The sequence below is a fragment of the Streptomyces sp. DG2A-72 genome, from assembly GCF_030499575.1.
Classification (GTDB): Bacteria; Actinomycetota; Actinomycetes; order Streptomycetales; family Streptomycetaceae; genus Streptomyces.
The window spans coordinates 2,672,263-2,695,916 of record NZ_JASTLC010000001.1 but is presented as its reverse complement, the minus strand read 5'-3'; the positions used below and the strand labels follow the sequence as shown (position 1 = coordinate 2,695,916).

The window sequence follows — 23,654 nt, the reverse complement described above, 5'->3', positions numbered from 1 at the left end:
TTGATTCACCTGCGTCCCAGGTAGGCCTTCACCGCCCGCTGCAGCACCTTGCCCTGGGTGCCCACCGGCCGCTCCCACTCCCCGAGGTACTCCACGGCCATGCCGCCCGCCCCCGTCTTGAACAGCAGCCGGCCGAGCAGTCGGCTCTCGGTGAGGGTGGGGGTGATCGAGCGCAGGTCGTACGTCTCGGCGTTCGCCGCCCACGCGTCGTACAGCATCCGCCACAACAGCGCGCTGCTGGGCCGCAGTTGACGGCCCCGGCGGCCGGAGGCGGCATACGAGTGCCAGGACCGGGAGCCGACGTTGATCATGAACGCGGCGGAGAGGACCTCCCCGTCGTACTCCGCGAGGTAGAGGCGCACCCGGTCGCCGTCCTCCGCGTTCAGGGCCTTCCACATGCGCTGGAAGTAGTCCAGCGGGCGGGCCTTGAAGCCGTCGTGGGCGGCGGTCGCGGTGTACAGGCGGTGGAACTCGGGCAGGTCGCCGCCGGTGCCCGTGACGATCCGGACGCCCGCCGACTCGGCCGTCTGCAGGGCCTGCTCCCAGTGGGGCGCGAGGGCGGCGCGCAGATCGTCCACCGAGCGCTCCTGGAGCGGTATCAGACAGCCGAACCGCGGCTGCCCGAGGCCGAAACCGCTGTCCTCGTCCTCCTCGCACCGCCGCCACCCGAGCTGCCGCAGCCGCTCCCCGGCGTCCAGCGCGAACCCGTCTATGTCGGCCGCGGGCAGCTCCCGCAGATGCCGTACGGCGGGATCGGCGACGCCCGCCGCGACGACGGACGGATCCCAGCACCGTACGACGACGGGCGGCCCGATCCGGACCGCGAACGCGCCCTCCCGCGCCAGATGCGCTACGAGCGGGTCCAGCCAGCGCTCCAGCCGCGGGGTACGCCAGTCGATGTCGGGCCCGTCGGGGAGGTAGGCGAGAAAGCGCCGGGTGCCGGGCAGCGGGCGGTACAGCACGAGCGCTGTGGCGACCAGCGACTCGCCCTCGAACCAGCCGACGCTCTGCCCGAGCCAGCCGGGCTTCACATCGGCCCACTCGGGGATCTGGAGATGGCTCGCGTCGGGGTGCAGCCGAAGGTGGGCGAGATGGTCCTCGCGCGTGATCTCGCGCACGTAGGGGCTGGTCATGGGCAGGGTGCTCCTCTTCGGGACGGGCCACCCTAGGCAGGCGATCACGGGCCGGGTCAAGATCTGACCCTCACAGGTTTCTCGTAGCCGTCTCAAGGGTCTCCCCGAGGCGGCCCTCCTATCGTCATGCACACGCACTGACTGGAGGTGGGGAAGAAATGAACAGCAGTCACACCGAAGCCAGGGAGAACACCGGCGGCTGGGCCAGGACCGCCCGTGGACCCTGGGCCGTGGTCTGCGCGGTCGTGGCCGTCGTCCTGGGACCGGCCGCGGTCACCGCGTCGGCGCTCGATCAGGCCAACACCGCCCCGATGCACCACGCGGTGAAGGCGGACCAGCAGACGCAGGCGTACATCCCGTCGGACGCGGGACGCCGGCGCACCGCCGGGTGAGCGTCAGTCCCGGAACCGTTCCCACAGCTTGGGATACCGCTCGGCCAGCGCCCGCTCGTCCTCGAAGTCGATCGGCCTGCCCTCGGGCTCCGAGGGCGCGGGCGGGATGCCGAGGTCCGGGGCGACGCTCCCGGTGAGCTGCTCGTAGGCCTCGTCGGCCGCGTAGCCCAGCTCCTCGCCGTCGCCGTCGAGCTCCTCGTCGAAGTCGTCCAGCAGATCGGCGAGCGAGTCGGGAGCGTGCACGGCACCCTCGTACAGCTCCCGGCCCTGGCCGATCAGCCAGCACCGGAAGAAGTCGAACGCGTCGTCGCTCGCCCCGTCGAGCAGCACCCAGGCGGCGCCCCACAGGTCCCAGGTGTATGCGCGGTTGTAGCGCGCCTCGAAGTGACGGGCGAAGTCCACGACCATCTCCGGGTCCAGCGCCAGGAGTCGCTCCACAAGCAGGTCGGCCTGCTCCTCGGGGTCGCCCTCGGCGGCCTCGCGGCTGGCGTCGATCAGCTCCCAGAACTCCGTCTCGTCCATCACGGGTCAAGCATCGTGCCTGGAGGGGTGGGACGCACGTGGAGTGAGGCGGATTGTTATGGGCGGGACGGAGTCAGGAGTGGTACGGCGTCATCGGTCGTACAGCGCCGCCAACCGCGCCGCGTCCCCCGCGAACCGCGCGCGCAGGCTCTCGGGAGCCAGCACCTCGGCCTCCGGACCGAGCGCCGTCAGCTGGGTGTGGGCGACCTCCTCGGACTCCACGGGGAGCGTCACCGTCACCCGTCCGCCGGAGTCCGGGGCGTCCGCGTTCGCCAGCGCCTCCCGCGCGGCGAGCGGATCGACGGCGTGCGGCAGCCTGCGCACGCCGTCCGCGGAGAGCCGTACGACGACCTCGGCGCGCAGGATGGACCGCGCGAACTGCTCTGCCCGCTCCTCCCAGAAGCCGGGCAGATCGAAGTCCTCGTCGCGGACGAAGCGCTCGGCACCGGCCGCGACGGCCTGGAACCGGTCGATCCGGTAGACCCGGGGAGAGCCGTGCGGGGCGGCTCGCGCGCACAGGTACCAGACGCCGGCCTTCAGTACGAGCCCGTACGGCTCCAGCTCCCGCTCGACCAGGACCCCGTCCCTGCGGTAGCGGGCGGTGATCCGCCGGTCGTCCCACACCGCGTCCGCGACGACCGGCAGCAGCGCGGGCGTCTCGGTCTCCTTGAACCAGTTCGGCGCGTCCAGATGGAACCGCTGCGCAGCCGTGCGGGAGGCGTCGCGCAGGGAGGGCAGCAACGCCGCCGACACCTTCAGCCGGGCCGCCGAGGCCGCGTCCTCCAGCCCCATCTCCCGCAGCGCACCCGGCACGCCGGACAGGAACAGCGCCTCCGCCTCACTTCGGTGCAGCCCCGTCAGCCGCGTCCGGTACCCGCCGATCAGCCGGTACCCGCCGGCCCGCCCCCGATCCGCGTACACCGGAACGCCCGCCTCCGACAACGCCTGCGCATCCCGGGTGACAGTCCGCTCGGACACCTCCAGCTCCGTCGCCAGCTCGGCGGCGGTCATGGAGGGCCGGGACTGGAGCAGCAGCACCATTTTGATGAGACGGGCAGCGCGCATAGATCCATGATGCCGGGGCTCTGCGGCCGGGTGCGGGTCCGGATGTGGCTGGTCGCGCAGTTCCCCGCGCCCCCAAGCTGGCGCGCCTGGGCGGGCCTGCTTTTAAGGGGCGCGGGGCTGTATCGATATGCGGCTCCGCCGCGTGGGCGCGACCAGCCCCCACTCACCCGCGGCCGAATTACAACCCGTACCGCTCCCGGGCCTCCTTCACCGCCGTCGCCTTGACCTCGCCGCGACGCGCCAGCTGGGCCAGCGCGGCCACGACGATGGACTCGGCGTCGACGCCGAAGTGGCGGCGGGCGGCGTCGCGGGTGTCGGAGAGACCGAAGCCGTCGGCGCCCAGCGAGGAGTAGTCCTGCTCGACCCACTGCGCGATCTGGTCCGGGACCTGCCGCATGTAGTCGGAGACCGCCAGCACCGGCCCCTCGGCGCCGTGCAGCGCCTGACGGACGTACGGCACCCGCTCCTCGCCCCGCAGCAGCGCCGCGTCGGCCTCCAGCGCGTCCCGCCGCAGTTCGCTCCATGACGTCGCCGACCACATGTCCGCGGCGACACCCCACTCCTCGGCGAGCAGCTTCTGCGCCTTCAGCGCCCAGTGGATCGCCGTACCGGAACCCAGCAGCTGGATCCGCGGGGCATTGGCCACCGGCGACAGGCCCGCCGACTCCGCCGTGTTGAAGCGGTACAGGCCCTTGACGATGCCCTCGTCGATGCCGAGTCCGGAGGGCTTCGCGGGCTGCGGCAGCGGCTCGTTGTAGACGGTGAGGTAGTAGAAGACGTTCGGGTCCTCACCCGGCGCCGCCTCGCCGTACATCCGCCGCAGACCGTCCTTGACGATCGCCGCGACCTCGTACGCGAAGGCCGGGTCGTACGTCAGCGCCGCCGGGTTGGTCGCCGCGATCACCGGCGAGTGGCCGTCCGCGTGCTGCAGGCCCTCGCCCGTCAGCGTCGTACGACCGGCCGTCGCGCCGATCAGGAAGCCGCGGCCCAGCTGGTCGCCGAGCTGCCACATCTGGTCGGCCGTGCGCTGCCAGCCGAACATCGAGTAGAAGATGTAGAACGGGATCATCGTCTCGCCGTGCGTCGAGTACGACGTCGACGCGGCGATGAAGTCGGCCATCGAACCGGCCTCGGTGATCCCCTCGTTGAGGATCTGGCCGTTCTTGGCCTCCTTGTAGTACATCAGCTGGTCACGGTCGACCGGCTCGTACGTCTGGCCCTTGGGGGAGTAGATCCCGAGCGACGGGAAGAGGCTCTCCATGCCGAAGGTGCGCGCCTCGTCGGGCACGATCGGCACCCAGCGCTTGCCCGTCTCCTTGTCGCGGACCAGGTCCTTGACGAGCCGGACGAAGGCCATGGTGGTGGCCACGTTCTGGCTGCCTGATCCCTTGTCGAAGGAGGCGAAGGCCTTCTCGGCGGGCGCGGGCAGTGGGGCGACGGCGTGCGTACGACGGGCCGGGGCCGGACCGCCGAGGGCCGCGCGGCGCTCCTGGAGGTAGCGGACCTCCGGGGAGTCGGCGCCCGGGTGGCCGTAAGGCACCACACCGTCGACGAAGTCGCTGTCCTGGATGGGGAGTTCGAGCAGGTCACGCATCTGCTTGAACTCGTCCACCGTCAGCTTCTTCATCTGGTGGTTGGCGTTCTTCGACGCGAAGCCCTCACCGAGGGTGTGGCCCTTGACCGTCTGGGCCAGGATCACGGTCGGCGCGCCCTTGAACTCGACGGCGGCCTTGTACGCGGCGTACACCTTGCGCGCCTCGTGACCACCGCGGGACAGGTGGAAGAGCTCCAGGATCTTGTCGTCGCCCAGCAGCTTCGCCATCTCGGCGAGTGCCGGGTCGGCGCCGAAGAAGTCCTGGCGGATATAGGCGGCGTCACGGGTCTGGTACGTCTGCACCTGCGCGTCCGGTACCTCGCGCAGCCGTCGTACCAGCGCGCCCGTGGTGTCGAGCTGGAACAGCTCGTCCCAGGCCGAACCCCACAGCGTCTTGATGACATTCCAGCCGGCGCCGCGGAACTGGGCCTCCAGCTCCTGCACGATCTTGAAGTTCGCACGGACCGGGCCGTCGAGGCGCTGCAGATTGCAGTTGATGACGAAGGTGAGGTTGTCCAGCTCCTCACGCGCGGCGAGCGCGAGGGCCGCCGTCGACTCGGGCTCGTCCATCTCGCCGTCGCCGAGGAAGGCCCAGACGTGGGAGGCGGAGACGTCCTTGATGGAGCGGTTGGTGAGGTAGCGGTTGAAGCGCGCCTGATAGATGGCGGAGAGCGGACCGAGGCCCATTGACACCGTCGGGAACTCCCACAGCCAGGGCAGCCGGCGCGGGTGCGGGTACGACGGGAGGCCGCTGCCGCCCGACTCGCGGCGGAAGTTGTCGAGGTGGTGCTCGGTCAGCCGGCCGTCGAGGAAGGCGCGGGCGTAGATGCCGGGGGAGGCGTGGCCCTGGATGTAGAGCTGGTCGCCCGAGCCGTCGGCCTCCTTGCCCTTGAAGAAGTGGTTGAAGCCGGTCTCGTACAGCCAGGCGGCGGAGGCGAAGGTGGCGATGTGGCCGCCGACGCCGTATTTGCTGCCCCGGGTCACCATCGCGGCCGCGTTCCAGCGGTTCCAGGCGGTGATCCGCGCCTCCATCGCCTCGTCACCCGGTACGGCGGGCTCGGCGGCGGTGGGGATGGTGTTGACGTAGTCGGTCTCGAGGAGCTTCGGCAGCGCGATGCCGTTGCCCTCCGCGCGCTCCAGGGTGCGGCGCATCAGATACGCGGCACGGTGCGGCCCGGCAGCCTTGGTGACGGCGTCCAGGGAGGCCTGCCATTCGGCGGTCTCCTCCGGGTCGCGGTCCGGGAGCTGGTCGAGCTCGCTCGGCTGGATGGCGTTGGGGTCGGTCATGTCGCCGCCTTCCTCAGTCGAAGGGGGTTCCCTCATCGGTAAGGGTTCAGGGGTGCCCTTGGTCTTTGGCAGGACAGGGCTGGAGCTTCGGTGGAAGCTCATCGGCGACTGTAACTCCCTGATCGATGATCGATCAAAGGGTTGAGATGCAAAACCTCTTGATCACGAGAAAGTCGGCACGGGGTGCCTTCGGCAGTGGCACGGGGTGACGCTCGGGGCAAGGATTTTCGCAGGTCGGGAAGCGTTTGAGCGGGGCTCTGCTCCGGTGTTCGAGGGGCCTCAGGCGCGCGGTGCGCACCCCAGCACATGGGCCTTCACGATCTCGGCGATCCGCGGGTCCCGGCGCCGGAACGCCTGCACCAGTTCCTCGTGCTCCTCCGCGTACGACTGCTGCACCGTCCCCAGCCACCGGATCGACAGCGCCGTGAAGACCTCGATGCCGAGCCCTTCCCAGGTGTGCAGCAGCACCGAGTTCCCGGCCGCCCGCACCAGCTCCCGGTGGAAGCCGACCGTGTGCCGTACCTGCGCCGTGCCGTCCGACGCGGCGTCGGCGTCGTAGAGGGCGGCGACGTGCGGCTCCAGGGCCGAGCAGTCCTGCGCCAGCCGCTCCGCCGCCAGCTCGGCCGCGATCGCCTCCAGGCCGGCCCGGACCGGGTAGCTCTCCTCCAGGTCGGCGGCGGTCAGATTCCGCACCCGTACGCCCTTGTTGGGCGCCGACTCGATCAGCCGCAGCGACTCCAGCTCGCGCAGTGCCTCCCGTACGGGCGTCTGGCTGACCTCCAGCTCGGTCGCGATGCGCCGCTCCACGATCCGCTCGCCCGGCTTCCAGCGCCCGCTGACGATCCCCTCCACGATGTGCTCGCGGATCTGTTCGCGCAGCGAGTGGATGACGGGGGCGGTCATGAGGGCTCCTTAAAGGCGTTTGACGTTTAGACAATAAGGCCACCGGCCGGTTCGGGAAGGGCGCACGGGGGCGCTTCCATGCAGGTGAGAGGAGAGTTACACCGCGCAGTGACGGTACAAACACGGCGCCCCCGCCCGGGAAACTCCGGGCGGGGGCGCCGTGCAAGCGAAGTGGCTGATTACAGGCCGAGCTCGACCTCGAACTCGCCTGCCTCCAGGATCGCCTTGACCGCCGTCAGGTAACGGGCCGCGTCGGCGCCGTCGACCAGGCGGTGGTCGTAGGAGAGGGTCAGGTAGGTCATGTCGCGGACGCCGATGACCGTGCCCTCCTCCGTCTCGATGACGGCCGGGCGCTTGACCGTGGCGCCGATGCCGAGGATCGCGACCTGGCCCGGCGGCACGATGATCGTGTCGAAGAGCGCACCGCGCGAACCGGTGTTGGAGATGGTGAAGGTCGCGCCCGACAGCTCGTCCGGCGTGATCTTGCTGGCCCGGACCTTGCCCGCCAGGTCGGCCGTGGCCTTGGCGATACCGGCGATGTTGAGGTCACCGGCGTTCTTGATGACCGGGGTCATCAGGCCCTTCTCGGAGTCCACCGCGATACCGATGTTCTCGGTGTCGAAGTAGGTGATGGTCCCCTCGGCCTCGTTGATCTTGGCGTTGATGGGCGCGTGCGCCTTCAGCGCCTGGGCCGCGGCCTTGACGAAGAACGGCATCGGGGAGAGCTTGACGCCCTCACGGGCCGCGAACGCGTCCTTGGCCCGGCCACGCAGCTTCATCAGCCGGGTGACGTCGACCTCGACGACCGAGGACAGCTGGGCCTGCTCGTGCAGGGCCTTGACCATGTTGTCGCCGATGACCTTGCGGATGCGCGGCATCTTGACGGTCTGGCCACGGAGGGGGGAGACCTCCAGCGCCGGTGCCTTCTTCGCGGCGGCCGGAGCAGCCGCGGCGGGGGCCGGGGCAGCGGCGGCGGCCTTCGCGGCCTCGGCGGCGGCGATGACGTCCTGCTTGCGGATACGGCCGCCGACGCCGGTGCCCTTGACGGTGGCCAGGTCGACGCCGTTCTCGGCGGCGAGCTTGCGCACCAGGGGGGTGACGTAGGCGCCCTCGTCGGTGGCCTGCGCGGCGGGAGCCGGAGCGGCCGGGGCCGGGGGCTGTGCTGCCTTAGTCGGCTCCGCCGACGGGGGGGCCGGAGCGGCAGGCGCGGGAGCCGGAGCGGCGGGCTGGGCCGGAGCCGGGGCGGCAGCGGCGGGCGCGGCCGGGGCGGCAGGAGCCGCGGGGGCAGCCGGAGCCACGGGCGCGGCCGGAGCCGGGGCAGCGGCGGCGGGAGCCGGAGCCGCCGGGGCCGGGGCTGCCGCCGGAGCGGCACCCGCGACGCCGATGACGGCCAGCTTGGCGCCGACCTCGGCCGTCTCGTCCTCGCCGACCACGATCTCCAGCAGCGTGCCGGAGGTGGGCGCCGGGATCTCGGTGTCGACCTTGTCCGTCGACACCTCCAGCAGCGGCTCGTCGGCCTCGACGCTGTCACCGACCGACTTCAGCCAGCGGGTGACGGTGCCCTCGGTGACGGACTCGCCGAGCGCGGGCAGGACCACGTCCGTGCCCTCGGCGGAGCCGGCGGTGGCCTCGGCGGTGGGCGCCGGAGCCGGGGCGGCCTGCTCGGTGGACGGTGCGGCGGCGGCCGGGGCGGGCTCGGGCGCCGGGGCCGGTACCTCAGCCACAGGCGGGGTGGCGTCAGCCGCGCCCGTGCCGTCGTCGATGACAGCCAGCTCGGCGCCGACCTCGACCGTCTCGTCCTCGGCGACCTTGATGGAGGCCAGGACGCCGGCGGCGGGGGAGGGGATCTCGGTGTCGACCTTGTCGGTGGAGACCTCGAGCAGCGGCTCGTCGGCCTCGACGCGCTCACCCTCGGCCTTCAGCCAGCGAGTGACAGTGCCCTCGGTGACGCTCTCGCCGAGCGCCGGAAGGGTTACGGAAACCGCCATGGTTTCGGTTGCTCCTTACGAATTGCGGAAGTCTGAGTCGTCGCTTCGTCGACCGAGGGTCAGTCGTGCGAGTGGAGCGGCTTGCCGGCCAGGGCGAGGTGGGCCTCGCCGAGCGCCTCGTTCTGCGTCGGGTGGGCGTGGACGAGCTGGGCGACCTCGGCCGGCAGCGCCTCCCAGTTGTAGATCAGCTGGGCCTCGCCGACCTGCTCGCCCATGCGGTCGCCGACCATGTGGACGCCGACCACCGCACCGTCCTTGACCTGGACGAGCTTGATCTCGCCCGCGGTGTTCAGGATCTTGCTCTTGCCGTTGCCCGCGAGGTTGTACTTCAGAGCGACGACCTTGTCCGCGCCGTAGATCTCCTTGGCCTTGGCCTCGGTGATGCCGACGGAGGCGACCTCGGGGTGGCAGTAGGTCACCCGCGGGACACCGTCGTAGTCGATCGGAACGGTCTTCAGACCGGCCAGACGCTCCGCCACCAGGATGCCCTCGGCGAAGCCGACGTGCGCGAGCTGGAGCGTCGGGACCAGGTCGCCGACGGCGGAGATGGTCGGGACGTTGGTACGCATGTACTCGTCGACGAGGACGTAGCCGCGGTCCATGGCGACGCCCTGCTCCTCGTAGCCGAGACCGGCGGAGACCGGACCGCGGCCGACGGCGACGAGCAGGACCTCGGCCTCGAACTCCTTGCCGTCGGCGAGGGTGACCTTGACACCGTTCGCGGTGTACTCGGCCTTCGAGAAGAAGGTGCCCAGGTTGAACTTGATGCCGCGCTTGCGGAACGCGCGCTCAAGAAGCTTGGAGGAGTTCTCGTCCTCGACCGGGACGAGGTGCTTCAGGCCCTCGATGACGGTGACGTCGGAGCCGAAGGACTTCCAGGCGGAGGCGAACTCGACGCCGATGACACCGCCGCCCAGGATGATCGCGGACTGCGGTACGCGGTCCAGGACGAGGGCGTGGTCCGAAGAGATGATGCGATTGCCGTCGATCTCCAGGCCCGGCAGCGACTTCGGCACGGAGCCGGTCGCCAGCAGGACGTGGCGGCCCTGGACGCGCCGGCCGTTGACGTCGACGGAGGTGGGGGAGGAGAGCCGCCCCTCACCCTCGATGTAGGTGACCTTGCGCGAGGCGACGAGCCCCTGGAGCCCCTTGTACAGACCGGCGATCACGCCGTCCTTGTACTTGTGGACCCCGGCGATGTCGATGCCCTCGAACGTGGCCTTCACACCGAACTGCTCGCTCTCGCGGGCCTGGTCGGCGATCTCGCCCGCGTGCAGCAGGGCCTTGGTGGGAATGCAACCCCGGTGCAGGCAGGTACCGCCGACCTTGTCCTTCTCGATCAGGGCGACGTCCAGGCCCAGCTGCGCCCCGCGCAGGGCCGCGGCGTAACCACCGCTACCACCGCCGAGGATCACTAGGTCGAAAACGGTGCTGGCGTCGTTCGCCACGTCACGTCCTCCATGCATGTGCGCCGTACGCCGGTCTGCGGTGACCGGCAGGCGGCTGGTGTCCGGCCGCTACTCTTCGGCCCTTCGGTGGGGCCCTGTCCTGCCGTGCCCCATCTTCGCACTTGTCGGCACAGGACGAGACGCGGGGCCGGGGTGTGAGACACAGCACCTTTGAAACGCACGGCGAGGTGACGCACCTAGGGGCGCGGGGAACTGCGCGACCAGCCCCCACACCCCCGCAGCCGCGATACGACGGACAGGACCGACCCCCTAGGCGAACATCACCCCAGATCCCCCGCAGCCGTCAGCTCGGCAAGCCGCACCAACGTCCGCACAGCCGACCCCGTACCACCCTTCGGCGTGTACCCGAAGGGCCCTTGCTCATTGAAGGCCGGCCCCGCGATGTCGATGTGCGCCCAGGTGATGCCCTCGCCGACGAACTCGCGCAAGAACAGACCGGCGACCAGCCCACCACCCATCCGCTCACCCATGTTCGCGATGTCAGCAGTGGGAGAATCCATCCCCTTACGCAGGTGCTCAGGCAACGGCATCGGCCACGCAGCCTCACCGACCTCCTCCGAGGCCTCGCACACCGCGGAGCGGAACGCCTCGTCGTTGGCCATGACCCCGAACGTCCGGTTCCCCAGCGCCAGCACCATCGCCCCGGTCAGCGTCGCCACGTCGACAATCGCGTCCGGCTTCTCCTCGGAGGCGGCCCACAGCGCGTCCGCGAGCACAAGCCGCCCCTCCGCGTCGGTGTTGAGCACCTCCACGGTCTTGCCGCTGTACATCCGCAGCACGTCACCCGGCCGCGTCGCCGTGCCCGACGGCATGTTCTCTGCCAGCGCCAGCCAGCCGGTGACATTGACCTCGAGCCCGAGGCGCGCGGCGGCGACGACGGCGCCGAAGACGGCCGCCGCACCGCTCATGTCGCACTTCATCGTCTCGTTGTGCCCGGCCGGCTTCAGCGAGATGCCGCCCGAGTCGTACGTGATGCCCTTGCCGACGAAGGCGAGGTGCTTCTTCGCCTTGGCGTGCGTGTACGACAGCTTGACCAGCCGGGGACCGGCGGCCGAACCGACGCCGACGCCCAGGATGCCGCCGTAGCCGCCCTTCTCCAGGGCCTTCACGTCGAGCACCTGCGCCTTGATGCCGTGCTCCTTGGCCGCGGTCTGGGCGACGGCGGCGAAGGACTCCGGGTTGAGGTCGTTCGGCGGGGTGTTGATCAGGTCGCGGGCGCGGTTCAGCTCCTCGGAGACGGCGGTGGCGCGCTCGACGGCCGCCTTGTACGCCTTGTCGCGGGGCTTGCCGCCGAGCAGGGCGACCTCGGCGAGCGGCGCCTTGCCGTTCTTCGCGTCCTTGCCGCCCTTGCCGTTCTCCTTGTAGGTGTCGAAGGAGTACGCGCCCAGCAGCGCGCCCTCCGCGACGGCACCGGCGTCGGCGGCGTCCGTGAGCGGTAGGGCGAAGGCGGCCTTCTTGGTTCCGGCCAGGGCGCGGGCGGCCGTACCGGCGGCCTTGCGCAGCGTCTCGCCGTCGAACTGGGCGTCCTTCTGCGGCTCGGCGCCCAGGCCGACCGCCACCACGAGCGGTGCCTTGAAGCCCGACGGCGCGGGGAGCTTCGTCACCTCGCCCTCGGCACCGGAGGCACCGAGGGTCTCCAGGACGCCGGCGAGCCTGCCGTCGTAAGCCTTGTCCACGGCCTCGGCGCCCGGTGCGACGACGGGTCCCTTGGCGCCCTTGGCGACACCGATCACGATCGCGTCGGCCCGCAGGCCGGGCGCCGAGGCGGTGCTGAGAGTGAGAGCAGTCACGGTGGTGATATCTCGCTTCCGAATGTGAAGTTGCTGTGGCCGATGGGAGTGGGTCGACCGGGCCCGTCGGCCGACCCTAGACCTGGCCTGAGGGTTGGACTCGTCCGGGGCCTTCACCCTGTCGGCGAACACCCGGGACCGAGCCTACGCGCGTATGAGCGTTCGCTCCGCCCTCGGGCGTTCACCCGTCGGTGGCGTCATGGCAACTTCCGGATGCTCACCACCCGTGGGGTGCGTTGCCGTACATGCCGACGGCCGGCTGGGGCATCCCGGACGTGGCCGGCCCGAGGCCCGTGACCTCCGTGCCGGCCAGCCGGTCGGCGAGGGAGCGGCAGTTGGGGCCGAGCACGGGCAGGGCGTTGCAGAAGAAGGCCGCGACGGCGAGGGCCCACACCAGCACGGAGAGTACGAACTGCCCCTCGATCAGCAGGACGCAGGCGAGCGCGTACACGACGACGTCCGCCGTGGTGGTGACCGCGGCCCGCAGCGCGGCCCGGCGTCCCGCGCGGGGGGTGACCTTCAGCCCCGTCAGGGCCTTGCCCAGGGTGCGGCCGAGGAAGGTCAACGAGGCCCACTGGTACAGGAAGGTGACCACGATCAGCAGCCCGAAGGCCTGCTCGACGTAGAGCACCGACTTGTTCCACACGGAGAGGCCCAGGTTCTCCGAGGCGTCGATGACGTCGCCGCGTGAGGTCAGCAGGTCGAAACCGCTGCGCGTGGCGAGTTCGGGCACATCGGTGACGAGCGCGGATATCCGGTGGAAGGTGAGCACGGCGAGCCCGGTGGCCAGCGCGACCACCAGAGCGAAGTCGATGAGCCAGGCCGCGGTACGGCGAAGTTTCGGCATGGACGTCCCCCCGATGACGGTCACTTGTCGGTTTCGGCGGACGAGACTAGTGACGGGAGCGTGGGAGCGAAGGGCCGAGCGGGATTTCGTGTCAGCCCAGTGACAGAACGACGAGCGCCGCCGTCGCCGCCGTCTCCTCGAGCCCGCCGAAGACATCACCGGTGACCCCGCCGAAGCGGCGGACGCAGTGCCGCAGCAGAAGCTCGGCGGCGGAGAGGGCGAGGACGACGGCGGCGCCCGCCTGGACGATGCCGTACGCCCCGAAGGCCGCGCCCGCGCCGGCGGCCAGCCCGGTGACCGCGAGGGCGGCCAGCACCGCCCCGCGCACCGGCACGACTCCGGCGACCGTGGCCCCCAGCCCCTCCGGCCGCGCGGCCGGCACCCCGGTCCGCGCGGCGGTCGTGAGCGCCAGCCGGCCGACGGTCGCGGAGACGACGGCGGCGAAGGCACCCCGGGCCCAGGAGCCGTCGTAAGCCTCGGTCAGGGCGGCCACCTGGGCGAGGAGCACGAACACGAGCGTGATCACACCGAACGGCCCGATGTCCGACTGCTTCATGATCCGCAGCGCATCCTCCGCGGGCTTCCCGCTGCCGAGCCCATCGGCGGTGTCGGCCAGCCCGTCGAGGTGCAGCCCCCGAGTGAGCACGGTGGGCACGGCCACGGTGGCCACGGCGGCGAGCAGGGGCGCGGCACCAACAAGCAGCAACAGGAGCCCGAGCCCGGCCGCGGCACCCCCCACGACGCCCCCGACCAACGGAGCACCCAACATGCCACCCCGCGCAGCCCCCCGATCCCACCGCACCACCTTCACAGGCAGCACGCTGAGCGTCCCAAAGGCAAAACGAAGGCCATGAAGGGGAGGGGTCCTGGACATCCGGGAAGGCTACAACCGCGCCCAACTGCGCGGCACCCCGCAAGCGCCGGGCTGCGCGACCCACCCCCTCCGCAACCACCCCACACGCCGCACCGACACGACACCCACCCCCACTCCGGGCAAACTGTCACACATGGGGCACTGGCTGGAGCACAACATCATCGAACCGGGCAAACTCCCCCTGCTCCTCGCCCTGACCGCCTTCGTCGTCACCTTCCTCGTCACCCGCCTCATCACCCGCCTGATCCGCGCAGGCAAGGGCCCCTTCGGCAACATCAAGGCCGGCGGCGTACACATCCATCACGTCGTCCCCGGAGTCGTCCTCACCGTCATCGGCGGCTTCGGCGCGGTAGCCGGCGGCACCCGCGGCTTCGGCTCGGCCCTCGCCGCCGTGATCTTCGGCATCGGCGCGGGCCTCCTCCTCGACGAGTTCGCCCTGATCCTCCACCTCGACGACGTCTACTGGACGGAAGCGGGCCGCAAGAGCGTGGAGGTCGTGGTGCTGACCGCCGCCCTCGTCGGCCTGGTCCTCGTCGGCTACACCCCCTTCGGCGTCAACGACCTGGACGACGACGACCTGCAGAACCGCTCCACCGTCATCAGCACCGTCCTCACGAACTTCGCCTTCTCGCTGCTCGCCCTGAGCAAGGGCAAGGCCCGCACCGCGATCTTCGGCGTCATCGTCCCGATCATCGCCGTGGTCGGCACGATCCGCCTGGCCCGCCCCGGCTCCCCCTGGGCCAAGCGCTTCTACCGCCGCCGCCCCCGCGCCCGCGCCAAGTCCCTCCGCCGTGCCTACCGCCACGACCGCCGCTGGGCGGGCCCGAGCCGCCGGCTTCAGGACTGGATCGGCGGCAAACCCGATCCGGTGGAACCGGCCCGCTCCGTCGACCGCCGCTGACGCACCGCCCGCAGCGCACACACGGCACACAGCACCAGCACCCCCGCGATCGCCGCCAGATGCTCCTTGCCGGCCAGGTTCTCCTTCACCAGCACCTCGACCACCATCGCCAGAATCACCGCCCCCGCGGTGACGTACGCCCGGTAACGCCAGCCGAGGAACACGGCGAGCCCCACCACGGCCGCCGACGGCCCCGTGTCCACGACATACGCGTCCGACGCGGGCAGCCCCAGCAGCCCGCCCGGACCGAGCGCGATGCCCACGCGCGCGTACAGCGTTCCGGCGAGCGTCGCGGCGTACGCGACGGCGAGCGTGCGCCACCTCCCCAGACAGATCTCGGCGATCCCGAACACCAGCAGGATCTGTACGAGGCCTCCCCACACCGGCAGATCCAGCGCGGGCACGAACAGCGACAGCGGAGTCCGCAGCAGCGCCGGCCACAGGGGATCCTCGGCCCGTACGGCCCCCACGTCCTGGACGAACCCGTAGCCCCAGGACTGGCTGTGGACGAAATGCAGCAGAGCCGTCAGGCACACGGCGCCGATCGTCATCGGAATCGCCCGCCGGCGCCGCTCGGCGATCGCTCCGCGCACGGTGACGTACAGCAGTCCCCATTCGGCGCGGGCCCAGCGGGCGAGCGTACTCATCTGTGCGACCTCATCTACGCGTCTGAAGATGCTTGCGGTGCATCCACTTCGGCAGTCCCGGCGCCTCCAGGAACCCCTCCGCGCGGGCCGCGGCGATGCCGATGCGGGGCAGGTCCGCGCTCTTCTCGAAGAGCAGGAACCTCGGTTCCCAGATGGGCCGGTACTTGGCGTTGGCGCGGTACAGCGACTCGATCTGCCACCAGCGCGAGAAGAAGCTGAGGAGCGACCGCCACAGCCTCAGCACCGGTCCGGCGCCAATGCGTGCACCACGTTCGAAGACCGAGCGGAACATGGCGAAGTTGAGCGAAACCTGCGTGATCTGGATCTCCTGGGCACGATTCAGAAGGTCGATCACCATGAACTCCATCAGCCCGTTGTCGGCGTCCCGGTCCCGCCGCATCAGGTCGAGGGAGAGCCCGCGCGGCCCCCAGGGCACGAAGGACAGCAGCGCCTTCAACTCGCCCTGGCCGTCGGCGCATTCGAGCATCACGCACCGCCCGTCGTCCGGATCCCCGAGCCGTCCCAGCGCCATGCTGAACCCACGCTCGGTGGCCCCGTCGCGCCAGTCGTCCGCGCGCTGGAGCAGGTACGTCATCTCGTCGGCCGGAATGTCCTCGTGCCGCCGGATGCGGACGACGTACCCCGCGCGCTTCACCCGGTTGTACGCCTGCCGTACGGTCCGCATGGCCCGCCCCTCCAGCGTGAACTCGGCGACCTCCACCACGGCCTCGTCACCGAGCTCCAGCGCGTCCATCCCGTGCCGCGCGTACACGGTCCCGGCCTCCTCGCTCGCCCCCATCACGGCCGGGATCCACCCGTGCTCACGCGCCTGGGCCAGCCACGGCTCGATGGCACCCGGCCACGCCTCCGGATCGCCGCCCGGATCTCCGGAGGCCAGCGCCACACCGCTCACGACCCGGTACACGACGGCCGCCTTGCCGGTCGGCGACCAGACGACGCTCTTCTCCCGGCGCAGTGCGAAATACCCGAGCGAGTCACGCTCGCCGTGCCGCTCCAGCAGCGCCCGCAGCAGCGTTTCGTCGTCCTCGGTGAGCGGGTCGACGGCGCGCCGGGAGCGGAAGGCGGCGTAGAAGACGGCGAGGACGAGCAGCGTGCTGAGCACGTTGATGGTGACGTTGACCCAATTGGGGCTCGTGATGCCGGGGAAGCGGGAGTCGTCGGCGACGACCGAGACGAGCCGCAGCGTCCCGTACCACCAGCGGTCGGCGAACGTCGAACGGTGCTCGTCGTGCGCCTGGTTGGTGACCGTCACCAGCAGCGCCGCCAGCGGCGAACAGACCAGCAGCCCGCCCACCGCGACGGCGGCGGCGAGCTTCGGGTTGGACCGGTCGCCCTTGGCGTAGAACTCCCGCCGCCCGACGAGCAGCGACGCCACGAAGGCGGCGGTCAGGACGAGTGACACCCAGTTCTGCGCATGCCGCCGGATCTCCGGGAAGAACATGGCGAAGGCGAGCAGCAGCAGGAACAGCCCGCTGAGCACGAGGTTCAGAATCCACGCCGCCCGCTTGCGGCGCCGCATCGTGATCGCCAGAAACGCCGTGAACACACCGGAGGCGAAACCGGCGGTCAGCAGATACGGCGTGAAGTAGTTCTCCTGGTTGTGCCGCCGCACGTCCTGGCCCAGGGACACCCACACCGCGCTGAGGAAGTTGACGAACGCGACGACCCGCAAATACCAGACGGCAAAGGCAGCTGCCCGCCGCGAGGCCACCGCCCCCTGCCCTTCCCTGGATCCCGACTTCACATCAACGCGGGTATCTCCCATGGGGAGGGATGATATGGGGCAAATTTACCGATTGCGGCACATGGCTTGCCCCCGTCCTTCCCTACTCGTCCGCCGCCTTCTCAGCCTCCGGGGCCTTCTCGGCCTCCTGCGCCTTCTCAGCCTCCTGGACCTCTTCGGCCTCTTCGGCCGCCTCTGCCTTCTCCGGCAGTTCCGCCGCCAACGCCGCCGCGGCCTGCACCAGCGGCAGCGCCAGCAGTGCTCCCGCCCCTTCCCCCACCGTCACGCCCTGGTCGAGGAGCGGCTCGAGGGCCATGCGGTCGAGGGCCTTCGCCTGGCCCGGTTCCCCGCTGCTGTGCGCGGCCAGCCACCAGTCCGGTGCTCGGAACGCGATCCGCTGGCCCACCAGCGCACAGGCGGCCGCCACGACCCCGTCCAGGATCACCGGCGTCTTCCGCACCGCGCTCTGCAGCAGAAACCCGGTCATGGCGGTGAGGTCGGCACCGCCCACCGTCGCCAGCAGCTGCAACTGATCGCCGAGCACGGGCCGGGCCCGCCGCAGCGCATCGCGAATCGCGGCGCACTTCCGCATCCACGCGAGATCGTCGATGGCGAGCCCTCCGCGCCCGGTCACGACCGACGCATCGGTCCCGCACAGCGCGGCGACCAGGACACCCGCCGCCGTGGTCCCGCCCACGCTCACATCGCCGAGCACCACCAGATCCGTACCGGAGTCGGCCTCTTCGTCGGCCACCGCGACCCCGGCCCGGAACGCGGCCTCGGCTTCCTCCGCCGTCAGCGCGTCCTCGACGTCGATACGTCCACTGCCCCGCCGTACCCGATGCCGTACGACCTCGTCGGGCAGCGTCTCCGGATCGCAGTCCAGCGCCATGTCCACGACCCGCACGGGCACGCCCAGCCGCCGGGCCAGGACGGAGACCGGCCGGCCGCCCTCCAGAACCTCCCGCACCAACGCTCCGGCGCTGCCCGCGGGCCGTGCGGAGACACCCAGTCCGGCGACCCCGTGGTCGCCGGCGAACAGCACCACCCGCGGTTGTTCGATCGGCCGCACCGGCACGGCGCTCTGCGCCGCCGCCAGCCACTCACCCAGGTCGTCGAGGCGGCCCAGTGCTCCGGGCGGCACGATCTGACGTTCCCGGCGCGCCTCCGCATCGCGGCGCACCCCGCCGTCGGGGCGCTCGATCAGATCGGTGAAGTCGTCGAGATTAAGCGAGCTCATTCGCCGAACAGTACCGGCCCCGATCGAACGGAACAGCGCCACATCGCCACCACGCGCACACGACGTCATTGCACCCAAGATCGCGATCCCATACGTTCCGTTTTGCAGTGGAATGTCGTACGTCCTCAGGGGAGCCGCCCATGCCACCCGCACGCCGCGACGACTGCCCATGGTGCGGTTCGAAACTGCTCCGCGCCCGTACGGGCGCCGTGGACGAGTGCCAGGACTGCGCCCATGTCTTCCGCAATCCCCAACGCACCGCCGAGGACGTGCTGTTGGACCAGCTCTCCGGTGAGCACGCCAAGGGCTGTGCGCCGATGCGCCGTCACCACCGTGCCACCGCCCGCGCGATGCTGCGGCTGCGCCCCGAACCGGAGAGCTGGCTGGACGTGGGCACGGGCGAGGCCCGCTTCCCGGAGACGGCGCGGGACCTCTTCCCGTACACCTCCTTCGACGGTCTGGACCCCACCTCGCGTGTGCTGCGGGCGCATGCGGCGGAGCGCATCGAAGAGGCCTACGTGGGCAACCTGACGGACCCCGTCGTCAGGACCCTGCTACGCGCCCGCTACGACGTGGTGAGCCTCCTCCACCACCTGCAGCACGCGCCCGAGCCCCGCGAGGAGATCCGCGCCGCGCTCATGGTCCTCCGAAGGGGCGGCCACCTGGTGATCGAGACCTCGAACCCGCAGTCCGCGTACGCCACCCTCCTCGGCAAGCACTGGCTCCCCCAGTCCCACCCCACCCACGCCCATCTGACCCCCCTGGCCAACCTCCGCACGGAGCTGGAGTCCCAGGGCTGCACGATCGTCTCGGCAGACCGCCGCCCCCGTCTCTCCCCGACGGACCTCTCGGCGACGTACCGGGTCATCGCCTGCAAGACCTGAGCCCCGGCTCACCCCCGCAACACCACCGCCTGCCCCGCCACCACCAGCAGCACCTGCTCGCACTCGCCCGCGAACGCCGCGTTCAAGCGTCCCAACTCGTCCCGGTACCGCCGCCCGGAGGCGGTGGCCGGCACGATCCCCGACCCCACCTCGTTCGACACGGCGACAACGGTCCGCCGAGCCGCCCGCACGGCCCCGGTCAGCTCCCGCACCCGCTCCCGCAACGCCCGCTCACCCCCGTCGGCCCACACCGCGTCGTCCCACGCCCCGACGGAGTCCATCGCGTCCGTCAGCCACAGCGACAGACAGTCGATCAGCAACGGCGCCCCATCGGCCTGAAACAACGGCACCAGGTCACACGTCTCCGCCGTACGCCAGGACCCCGGCCGCCGCTCCCGATGCGCGGCCACCCGCGCGGCCCACTCGCTGTCCTCGTCCCGCGTGCCGCCGGTGGCGACATACAGCACATCGGGAAACGCCTCCAGCCGCCGCTCGGCCTCCACGGACTTCCCCGACCGCGCCCCGCCCAGTACCAGCGTCCGCCGCGGCACATCCGGTACGTCTTCGTACACCCCCACGACCAGCGTCGTCCCGTCCGGCACGGCCCGCGCCCCGGCCGCCGCGAGCCGCCGCCGCAACTCGGCCCCCGGCGGTACGTCGTGATCCAGATGTACGGCGATGACATCCGTCGTCGGCCCAACGGCCCCCACCGCCCGCAGCCGTGCCAACGCGTCCGGCCGCCCCACGACATCGGCGACGACCATGTCGTACGCCTCTCCGTCCCCCTCCTCCAGCCCGGCCGGCGCGCTGCCCGGCGGCACATACAGCAGCCGGTGCCCATCCGGGCCGGTCACCGCATACCCCGTACCGCCCGCGTCCATCGCCACGGCCCGCACCCGATGCCCCGTCAACAACGCCAACTCCCGCCCATCCGGCACCCGCCCCGGCCCCGGCACCCCCGCCGGCACCTCCACGGCCGGCCCATCATGCGGATGCGACAACAGCACCTGCCGCACGCCCCCGAGCGACCGCCCGGCCCGAGCGGCGGCAAAGGCGGCACCGGGCGTCAGATCGATCAGCAGCACCCCGTCCACGAGCAACGCGGTAGCCGCCCGCGCATCCGGCCCGAGCGCGGCGGCACAGACCGCACAGGGACAGTCGGGGCGGGGCAGCCCCGCGGGGGCACCGGTACCGAGCAGAGTCACGTCCACGAAGTTGATTTTCGCCGGTCTCTGCTGATCTTGCGTGACGGAGACGCCGTTAAGGGGCGCGGGGAACTGCGCGACAAGCCCCCACTCCGCCGCAGACAACGAACAACCGCATACGCTGCTGCTCCGTAACCGCTCAAACACGGGAGGCGCACATGGCCCTATGGACGTGGCGATTCGAGAAGGCCGACGGCGCGGAGGTCCAGCCCGCGGTGCAGCCCGAGGAGTTCACCACGCAGGGAGACGCCGAGTCCTGGCTCGGCGAGTACTGGAAAGACCTGCTCGCCGGCGGTGCGGACCAGGTCCGCCTGTTCGAGGACGCCACGGAGATCTACGGCCCGATGAGCCTGCACGCCGCGGACGCGTAAGACGGACGAGGGAGGGGCGACCGTAAACCGGCCGCCCCTCCTCACTGCTCACCCAGCGTCACATCCACCGTCTTCTCGGCGTCGTTGCGCGTGAACGTCACCGTCGTCTTGTCCCCCGGCTTCTGCGTGGCCAGCGCCTCCGTCAGCGAGGTGATGGTGGTGATGTCGGTGTCGCCGAGCTTGGTGATGATGTCCCCGGCCTCCAGTCCCGCCCGGTCGGCCGCCCCGCCGTTCGTCACCGCGACGACCGCGACCCCGGCGGCCCGGTAGTCGTCGTCGACGACCGTACGGCCGGTGATGCCGAGCGCGGCCCGGCCCGAGTCCGTCACCTTGCCGTCCTTGATGATCTGGTCGGCGACCGTCTTCACCATCGACGCGGGGATCGCGAACCCGATGCCGGGCGCCGCGGCGTCCCCGACGTTGGGGTCGGTGGCGGCGAGCGTCGGGATGCCGATGACCTCGCCGTCGAGGTTCACCAGGGCGCCGCCGCTGTTGCCGGGATTGATGGCGGCCGACGTCTGCACCATGTTCGCGATGGTCGCGCCCGTACCGCCGCCGGTCCGCCCCTCGCTGACGGTCCGTCCGGTCGCCGACACGATCCCCTGCGTCACGCTCGACGACAGCCCGAGTGGCGAGCCCATCGCGAGGACGATCTGCCCGACCTCGACCTTCGCGGAGTCCCCGAACTTCGCGGCCTTGAGACCGTCCGGTACGTCGTTCAGCCTGATGACGGCGAGATCCTGGTCCGGGTACGCGTAGACGAGCCTGGCGGTCAGTACGTCCTCGCTGTTGGCGGTCGTCACCTGGAAGGTCTTCTCGTTCCCGACGACATGCGCGTTGGTGACGATGTGGCCCAGGTTGTCGTACACCACCCCGGAGCCCAGATCGTTCCGGGCCTGGATCTGCACGACCGACGGCAGAACGTCCTTGATCACCTTCGTGTAGTCGTCCTGCAACTCGCTGTCCACGACCGGCACGGCGGCCTGCTTGGTCGTCTTCTCCGACTCCGAGGACCGAGGCGACCCGGAGTCGGAACAACCGGAGACGAGCGCCAGGGAGCAAGCGAGCGCGGCGGCGAGCCGCAGGGCACGGATACGGGAAGCGTCCATGCCCCGAGTCTCGCGGCGGGGTGAATACCCGTCCCCCGCTGTTGACCCGAACGGGCTTCAGGAACCGGGCCCCGTAAGGGGCGCGGGGCTGTGTCGATGTGCGGCTACCGCCGTGTGGGCGCGACCAGCCCCCACCGGCCCGCGGCAAACAGCGCAACCGGCGGAGCGCTTACCCACGCACCCCGCACAGATGCAGCAGCGCCGCCACGCGCCGGTACGGATCCGTCCGCCCGGCCCGCTCCTCCGCGGCCAGCAGCGCGTCGATGTCGCCGGGTGTCCCGGCCCCGTCGGCAGCCGTGTCCGTGAAGATCCGCACGCCGTACCAGGCGTGCAGCGGCGCCCCGATCCCGGCCAGCGTCCCGGTCAGCGCGTCCAGCCGGTCCGCACGGACGTCGAGCCCGAGCCGGTTCCGGTAGGACACGGTGTCGAAGGCGCCCAGCGCGCCCGCCCAGTCGCCGGACAGGCCCGGCCGCATCGCCAGCGCGTCCGCGTTGCGCACCAGCAGCGACAGCAGACCGCCCTGGGCGAGCATCCGGGCCAGCCCCGCCAGCAGCGGGTCGGGATCATCGACGTACATGAGCACGCCATGACACAACACCACGTCGAAACTGCCCGGCAGGAAGTGCACGCCGGTGTCACGGCCGTCGCCCTGGACGATCCGCATCCGCTCCCGGATCCCCTCCGGCTCGGCGGACAGGGCCTCCCGCGCCACGGAGATCATCTTCGGATCCTGCTCGACCCCGGTCACCTGATGTCCGGCCCGGGCCAGTCGCAGCGCCTGCGTGCCCTGGCCCATCCCCACGTCGAGCACGCGCAGCCGCCGCCCGACCGGGAACCGGCCGGCTATCTGCTCGTCGAGCTGGCGGGCCACCAGCTCCTGGCGTACGACGTCACGGAGCCCGCCCAGCTTGCTCAGCCAGGCATCCGCCGCGCCCCCCGAGAACGAAGCCGTGCCGGTCAGGGCCGCTCCCCGCGCTTGACCTGCGGCTTCGGCAGCCGGAGCCGACGCATCTGGAGAGAGCGCATCAGCGCGTAGGCGACGGCGCCGCGCTTGTTCTCGTCCGGGAAGCGCTCGGCCAGCCCCTTCTTGAGGCGGTAACCGGTGGCGATCGAGTCGAGCACGATCAGCACGATCACGACCAGCCACAGCAGCAGCGCGATGTTCTGCAACGAGGCCACCCGCACCATGCTCAGCACGAGGATGACCACGGCCATCGGCAGGAAGAACTCCGCGACGTTGAACCGCGAGTCGATGAAGGCCCGCGCGTACTTGCGCACCGGCCCCTTGTCACGCGCGGGCAGATAGCGCTCGTCGCCGCCGGCCAGCGCCTGGCGCTGCTTGTCCAGGGCGGCACGGCGCTCCTCGCGCTGACGCTTGACGGCGTCCTTGCGGGTCATCGACGTATTGGCGACGCTGCGGCGCTGGGACTGGGCCTCACTCCGCTTGGGAGTGGGCCTGCCCTTCGGGGCCTGCGGGTCACGGGTCTGAGTGGAGTCGGTCAGCGACGCCTTGTCGGCGTTCGCGGCCTTCTCGTCCTTGGCACGGCTACGGAACACAAAACCCAAGGGTACGGGGTCTGAGGCATGGACCCCAGCCCCGCGGGGAACGATCCGGCAACACCAGTCGTATTAGTGGGACAGAAGGGGCGCTGCTCTCGGGGGTCGCTCTCAGGGGTCACCTACTCCCTA

General features: G+C 71.0%; 20 protein-coding genes and 1 pseudogene. 4 read left to right on the top strand and 17 right to left on the bottom strand.

Annotated elements, in window-relative coordinates:
* Positions 1 to 5 precede the first annotated feature (5 nt).
* Positions 6 to 1,133, bottom strand: coding sequence for a peptidoglycan bridge formation glycyltransferase FemA/FemB family protein (locus QQY66_RS12895; RefSeq protein ID WP_301979385.1), 1,128 nt, complete (start codon positions 1,131 to 1,133; stop codon positions 6 to 8).
* Positions 1,134 to 1,291: 158 nt separating this feature from the next.
* Here QQY66_RS12895 and QQY66_RS12890 point away from each other — a divergent pair, with 158 nt between their 5' ends.
* Positions 1,292 to 1,525 carry a hypothetical protein gene (locus QQY66_RS12890; RefSeq protein ID WP_301979383.1) on the top strand — a complete coding sequence of 78 codons (234 nt, stop codon included), beginning with the start codon at positions 1,292 to 1,294 and terminating at the stop codon, positions 1,523 to 1,525.
* Positions 1,526 to 1,528: 3 nt separating this feature from the next.
* Here QQY66_RS12890 and QQY66_RS12885 read toward each other — a convergent pair whose 3' ends face one another.
* From QQY66_RS12885 to QQY66_RS12845, 9 genes are all read right to left on the bottom strand, one after another.
* A complete protein-coding gene (locus QQY66_RS12885; protein WP_301987285.1) occupies positions 1,529 to 2,047 on the bottom strand; it encodes a DUF4240 domain-containing protein in 519 nt (172 codons plus the stop codon).
* A 90-nt stretch (positions 2,048 to 2,137) separates the two neighbouring features.
* On the bottom strand, positions 2,138 to 3,112 hold the full coding sequence (locus QQY66_RS12880; protein ID WP_301979382.1) for a YafY family protein: 975 nt from the start codon (positions 3,110 to 3,112) through the stop codon (positions 2,138 to 2,140).
* A gap of 178 nt (positions 3,113 to 3,290) precedes the next feature.
* Positions 3,291 to 5,993: a pyruvate dehydrogenase (acetyl-transferring), homodimeric type gene (gene aceE, locus QQY66_RS12875; RefSeq protein ID WP_301979380.1), complete on the bottom strand. Its 2,703-nt coding sequence runs from the start codon at positions 5,991 to 5,993 to the stop codon at positions 3,291 to 3,293.
* Between the two features lie 279 nt (positions 5,994 to 6,272).
* The gene (locus tag QQY66_RS12870) at positions 6,273 to 6,896 is read right to left on the bottom strand and encodes a GntR family transcriptional regulator (protein ID WP_301979378.1); all 624 of its coding nucleotides are present in this window, start codon (positions 6,894 to 6,896) and stop codon (positions 6,273 to 6,275) included.
* Positions 6,897 to 7,075: 179 nt separating this feature from the next.
* The gene (sucB, locus tag QQY66_RS12865) at positions 7,076 to 8,884 is read right to left on the bottom strand and encodes a 2-oxoglutarate dehydrogenase, E2 component, dihydrolipoamide succinyltransferase (RefSeq protein WP_301979377.1); all 1,809 of its coding nucleotides are present in this window, start codon (positions 8,882 to 8,884) and stop codon (positions 7,076 to 7,078) included.
* 59 nt (positions 8,885 to 8,943) lie between these two features.
* Complete coding sequence (gene lpdA / locus QQY66_RS12860; RefSeq protein WP_301979375.1) at positions 8,944 to 10,332, bottom strand: dihydrolipoyl dehydrogenase; 1,389 nt, start codon at positions 10,330 to 10,332, stop codon at positions 8,944 to 8,946.
* A gap of 281 nt (positions 10,333 to 10,613) precedes the next feature.
* Positions 10,614 to 12,143: a leucyl aminopeptidase gene (locus tag QQY66_RS12855; protein WP_301979373.1), complete on the bottom strand. Its 1,530-nt coding sequence runs from the start codon at positions 12,141 to 12,143 to the stop codon at positions 10,614 to 10,616.
* 217 nt (positions 12,144 to 12,360) lie between these two features.
* Positions 12,361 to 12,990, bottom strand: coding sequence for an RDD family protein (locus QQY66_RS12850; RefSeq protein ID WP_301979372.1), 630 nt, complete (start codon positions 12,988 to 12,990; stop codon positions 12,361 to 12,363).
* A 91-nt stretch (positions 12,991 to 13,081) separates the two neighbouring features.
* Positions 13,082 to 13,864, bottom strand: a complete 783-nt coding sequence (locus tag QQY66_RS12845; RefSeq protein ID WP_301979369.1) for an adenosylcobinamide-GDP ribazoletransferase — start codon at positions 13,862 to 13,864, stop codon at positions 13,082 to 13,084.
* A gap of 133 nt (positions 13,865 to 13,997) precedes the next feature.
* Here QQY66_RS12845 and QQY66_RS12840 point away from each other — a divergent pair, with 133 nt between their 5' ends.
* Positions 13,998 to 14,765, top strand: coding sequence for a hypothetical protein (locus QQY66_RS12840; protein ID WP_301979368.1), 768 nt, complete (start codon positions 13,998 to 14,000; stop codon positions 14,763 to 14,765).
* Here the strand turns inward: QQY66_RS12840 and QQY66_RS12835 are convergent.
* The 3 genes from QQY66_RS12835 to cobT form a co-directional block, all read right to left on the bottom strand.
* The gene (locus tag QQY66_RS12835; RefSeq protein ID WP_301979366.1) at positions 14,702 to 15,412 is read right to left on the bottom strand and encodes a hypothetical protein; all 711 of its coding nucleotides are present in this window, start codon (positions 15,410 to 15,412) and stop codon (positions 14,702 to 14,704) included. The genes QQY66_RS12840 and QQY66_RS12835 overlap by 64 nt on opposite strands.
* Before the next feature lie 10 nt (positions 15,413 to 15,422).
* Complete coding sequence (locus QQY66_RS12830) at positions 15,423 to 17,198, bottom strand: phosphatidylglycerol lysyltransferase domain-containing protein (protein ID WP_301979364.1); 1,776 nt, start codon at positions 17,196 to 17,198, stop codon at positions 15,423 to 15,425.
* Positions 17,199 to 17,259: 61 nt separating this feature from the next.
* Positions 17,260 to 18,396, bottom strand: coding sequence for a nicotinate-nucleotide--dimethylbenzimidazole phosphoribosyltransferase (gene cobT, locus QQY66_RS12825; RefSeq protein WP_301979362.1), 1,137 nt, complete (start codon positions 18,394 to 18,396; stop codon positions 17,260 to 17,262).
* Positions 18,397 to 18,536: 140 nt separating this feature from the next.
* Here cobT and QQY66_RS12820 point away from each other — a divergent pair, with 140 nt between their 5' ends.
* On the top strand, positions 18,537 to 19,280 hold the full coding sequence (locus QQY66_RS12820; RefSeq protein WP_301979360.1) for a class I SAM-dependent methyltransferase: 744 nt from the start codon (positions 18,537 to 18,539) through the stop codon (positions 19,278 to 19,280).
* An 8-nt stretch (positions 19,281 to 19,288) separates the two neighbouring features.
* Here the strand turns inward: QQY66_RS12820 and QQY66_RS12815 are convergent, their stop codons facing one another.
* Positions 19,289 to 20,491, bottom strand: coding sequence for a bifunctional adenosylcobinamide kinase/adenosylcobinamide-phosphate guanylyltransferase (locus QQY66_RS12815; RefSeq protein WP_301979359.1), 1,203 nt, complete (start codon positions 20,489 to 20,491; stop codon positions 19,289 to 19,291).
* A 152-nt stretch (positions 20,492 to 20,643) separates the two neighbouring features.
* Here QQY66_RS12815 and QQY66_RS12810 point away from each other — a divergent pair, with 152 nt between their 5' ends.
* Positions 20,644 to 20,856, top strand: a complete 213-nt coding sequence (locus tag QQY66_RS12810; RefSeq protein WP_301979357.1) for a hypothetical protein — start codon at positions 20,644 to 20,646, stop codon at positions 20,854 to 20,856.
* 41 nt (positions 20,857 to 20,897) lie between these two features.
* Here QQY66_RS12810 and QQY66_RS12805 read toward each other — a convergent pair whose 3' ends face one another.
* The 3 genes and pseudogenes from QQY66_RS12805 to QQY66_RS12795 all read right to left on the bottom strand — a co-directional run bounded on the left by QQY66_RS12805 (position 20,898) and on the right by QQY66_RS12795 (position 23,551).
* The gene (locus QQY66_RS12805; RefSeq protein WP_301979355.1) at positions 20,898 to 21,965 is read right to left on the bottom strand and encodes a S1C family serine protease; all 1,068 of its coding nucleotides are present in this window, start codon (positions 21,963 to 21,965) and stop codon (positions 20,898 to 20,900) included.
* A 169-nt stretch (positions 21,966 to 22,134) separates the two neighbouring features.
* Positions 22,135 to 22,836, bottom strand: coding sequence for a bifunctional 2-polyprenyl-6-hydroxyphenol methylase/3-demethylubiquinol 3-O-methyltransferase UbiG (locus tag QQY66_RS12800; RefSeq protein WP_301979353.1), 702 nt, complete (start codon positions 22,834 to 22,836; stop codon positions 22,135 to 22,137).
* 86 nt (positions 22,837 to 22,922) lie between these two features.
* Positions 22,923 to 23,551: pseudogene (locus QQY66_RS12795) on the bottom strand (DUF3043 domain-containing protein).
* Positions 23,552 to 23,654 lie beyond the last annotated feature (103 nt).

What these genes read in the sequence shown, in the direction of transcription:
- QQY66_RS12895 (WP_301979385.1), bottom strand. Translation starts at nt 1,133, where the DNA reads ATGACCAGCCCCTACGTGCGCGAGATCACGCGCGAGGACCATCTCGCC.
- QQY66_RS12890 (WP_301979383.1), top strand. Translation starts at nt 1,292, where the DNA reads ATGAACAGCAGTCACACCGAAGCCAGGGAGAACACCGGCGGCTGGGCC.
- QQY66_RS12885 (WP_301987285.1), bottom strand. Translation starts at nt 2,047, where the DNA reads ATGGACGAGACGGAGTTCTGGGAGCTGATCGACGCCAGCCGCGAGGCC.
- QQY66_RS12880 (WP_301979382.1), bottom strand. Translation starts at nt 3,112, where the DNA reads ATGCGCGCTGCCCGTCTCATCAAAATGGTGCTGCTGCTCCAGTCCCGG.
- aceE (WP_301979380.1), bottom strand. Translation starts at nt 5,993, where the DNA reads ATGACCGACCCCAACGCCATCCAGCCGAGCGAGCTCGACCAGCTCCCG.
- QQY66_RS12870 (WP_301979378.1), bottom strand. Translation starts at nt 6,896, where the DNA reads ATGACCGCCCCCGTCATCCACTCGCTGCGCGAACAGATCCGCGAGCAC.
- sucB (WP_301979377.1), bottom strand. Translation starts at nt 8,884, where the DNA reads ATGGCGGTTTCCGTAACCCTTCCGGCGCTCGGCGAGAGCGTCACCGAG.
- QQY66_RS12850 (WP_301979372.1), bottom strand. Translation starts at nt 12,990, where the DNA reads ATGCCGAAACTTCGCCGTACCGCGGCCTGGCTCATCGACTTCGCTCTG.
- QQY66_RS12845 (WP_301979369.1), bottom strand. Translation starts at nt 13,864, where the DNA reads ATGTCCAGGACCCCTCCCCTTCATGGCCTTCGTTTTGCCTTTGGGACG.
- QQY66_RS12840 (WP_301979368.1), top strand. Translation starts at nt 13,998, where the DNA reads ATGGGGCACTGGCTGGAGCACAACATCATCGAACCGGGCAAACTCCCC.
- QQY66_RS12835 (WP_301979366.1), bottom strand. Translation starts at nt 15,412, where the DNA reads ATGAGTACGCTCGCCCGCTGGGCCCGCGCCGAATGGGGACTGCTGTAC.
- QQY66_RS12830 (WP_301979364.1), bottom strand. Translation starts at nt 17,198, where the DNA reads ATGGGAGATACCCGCGTTGATGTGAAGTCGGGATCCAGGGAAGGGCAG.
- cobT (WP_301979362.1), bottom strand. Translation starts at nt 18,396, where the DNA reads ATGAGCTCGCTTAATCTCGACGACTTCACCGATCTGATCGAGCGCCCC.
- QQY66_RS12820 (WP_301979360.1), top strand. Translation starts at nt 18,537, where the DNA reads ATGCCACCCGCACGCCGCGACGACTGCCCATGGTGCGGTTCGAAACTG.
- QQY66_RS12810 (WP_301979357.1), top strand. Translation starts at nt 20,644, where the DNA reads ATGGCCCTATGGACGTGGCGATTCGAGAAGGCCGACGGCGCGGAGGTC.
- QQY66_RS12805 (WP_301979355.1), bottom strand. Translation starts at nt 21,965, where the DNA reads ATGGACGCTTCCCGTATCCGTGCCCTGCGGCTCGCCGCCGCGCTCGCT.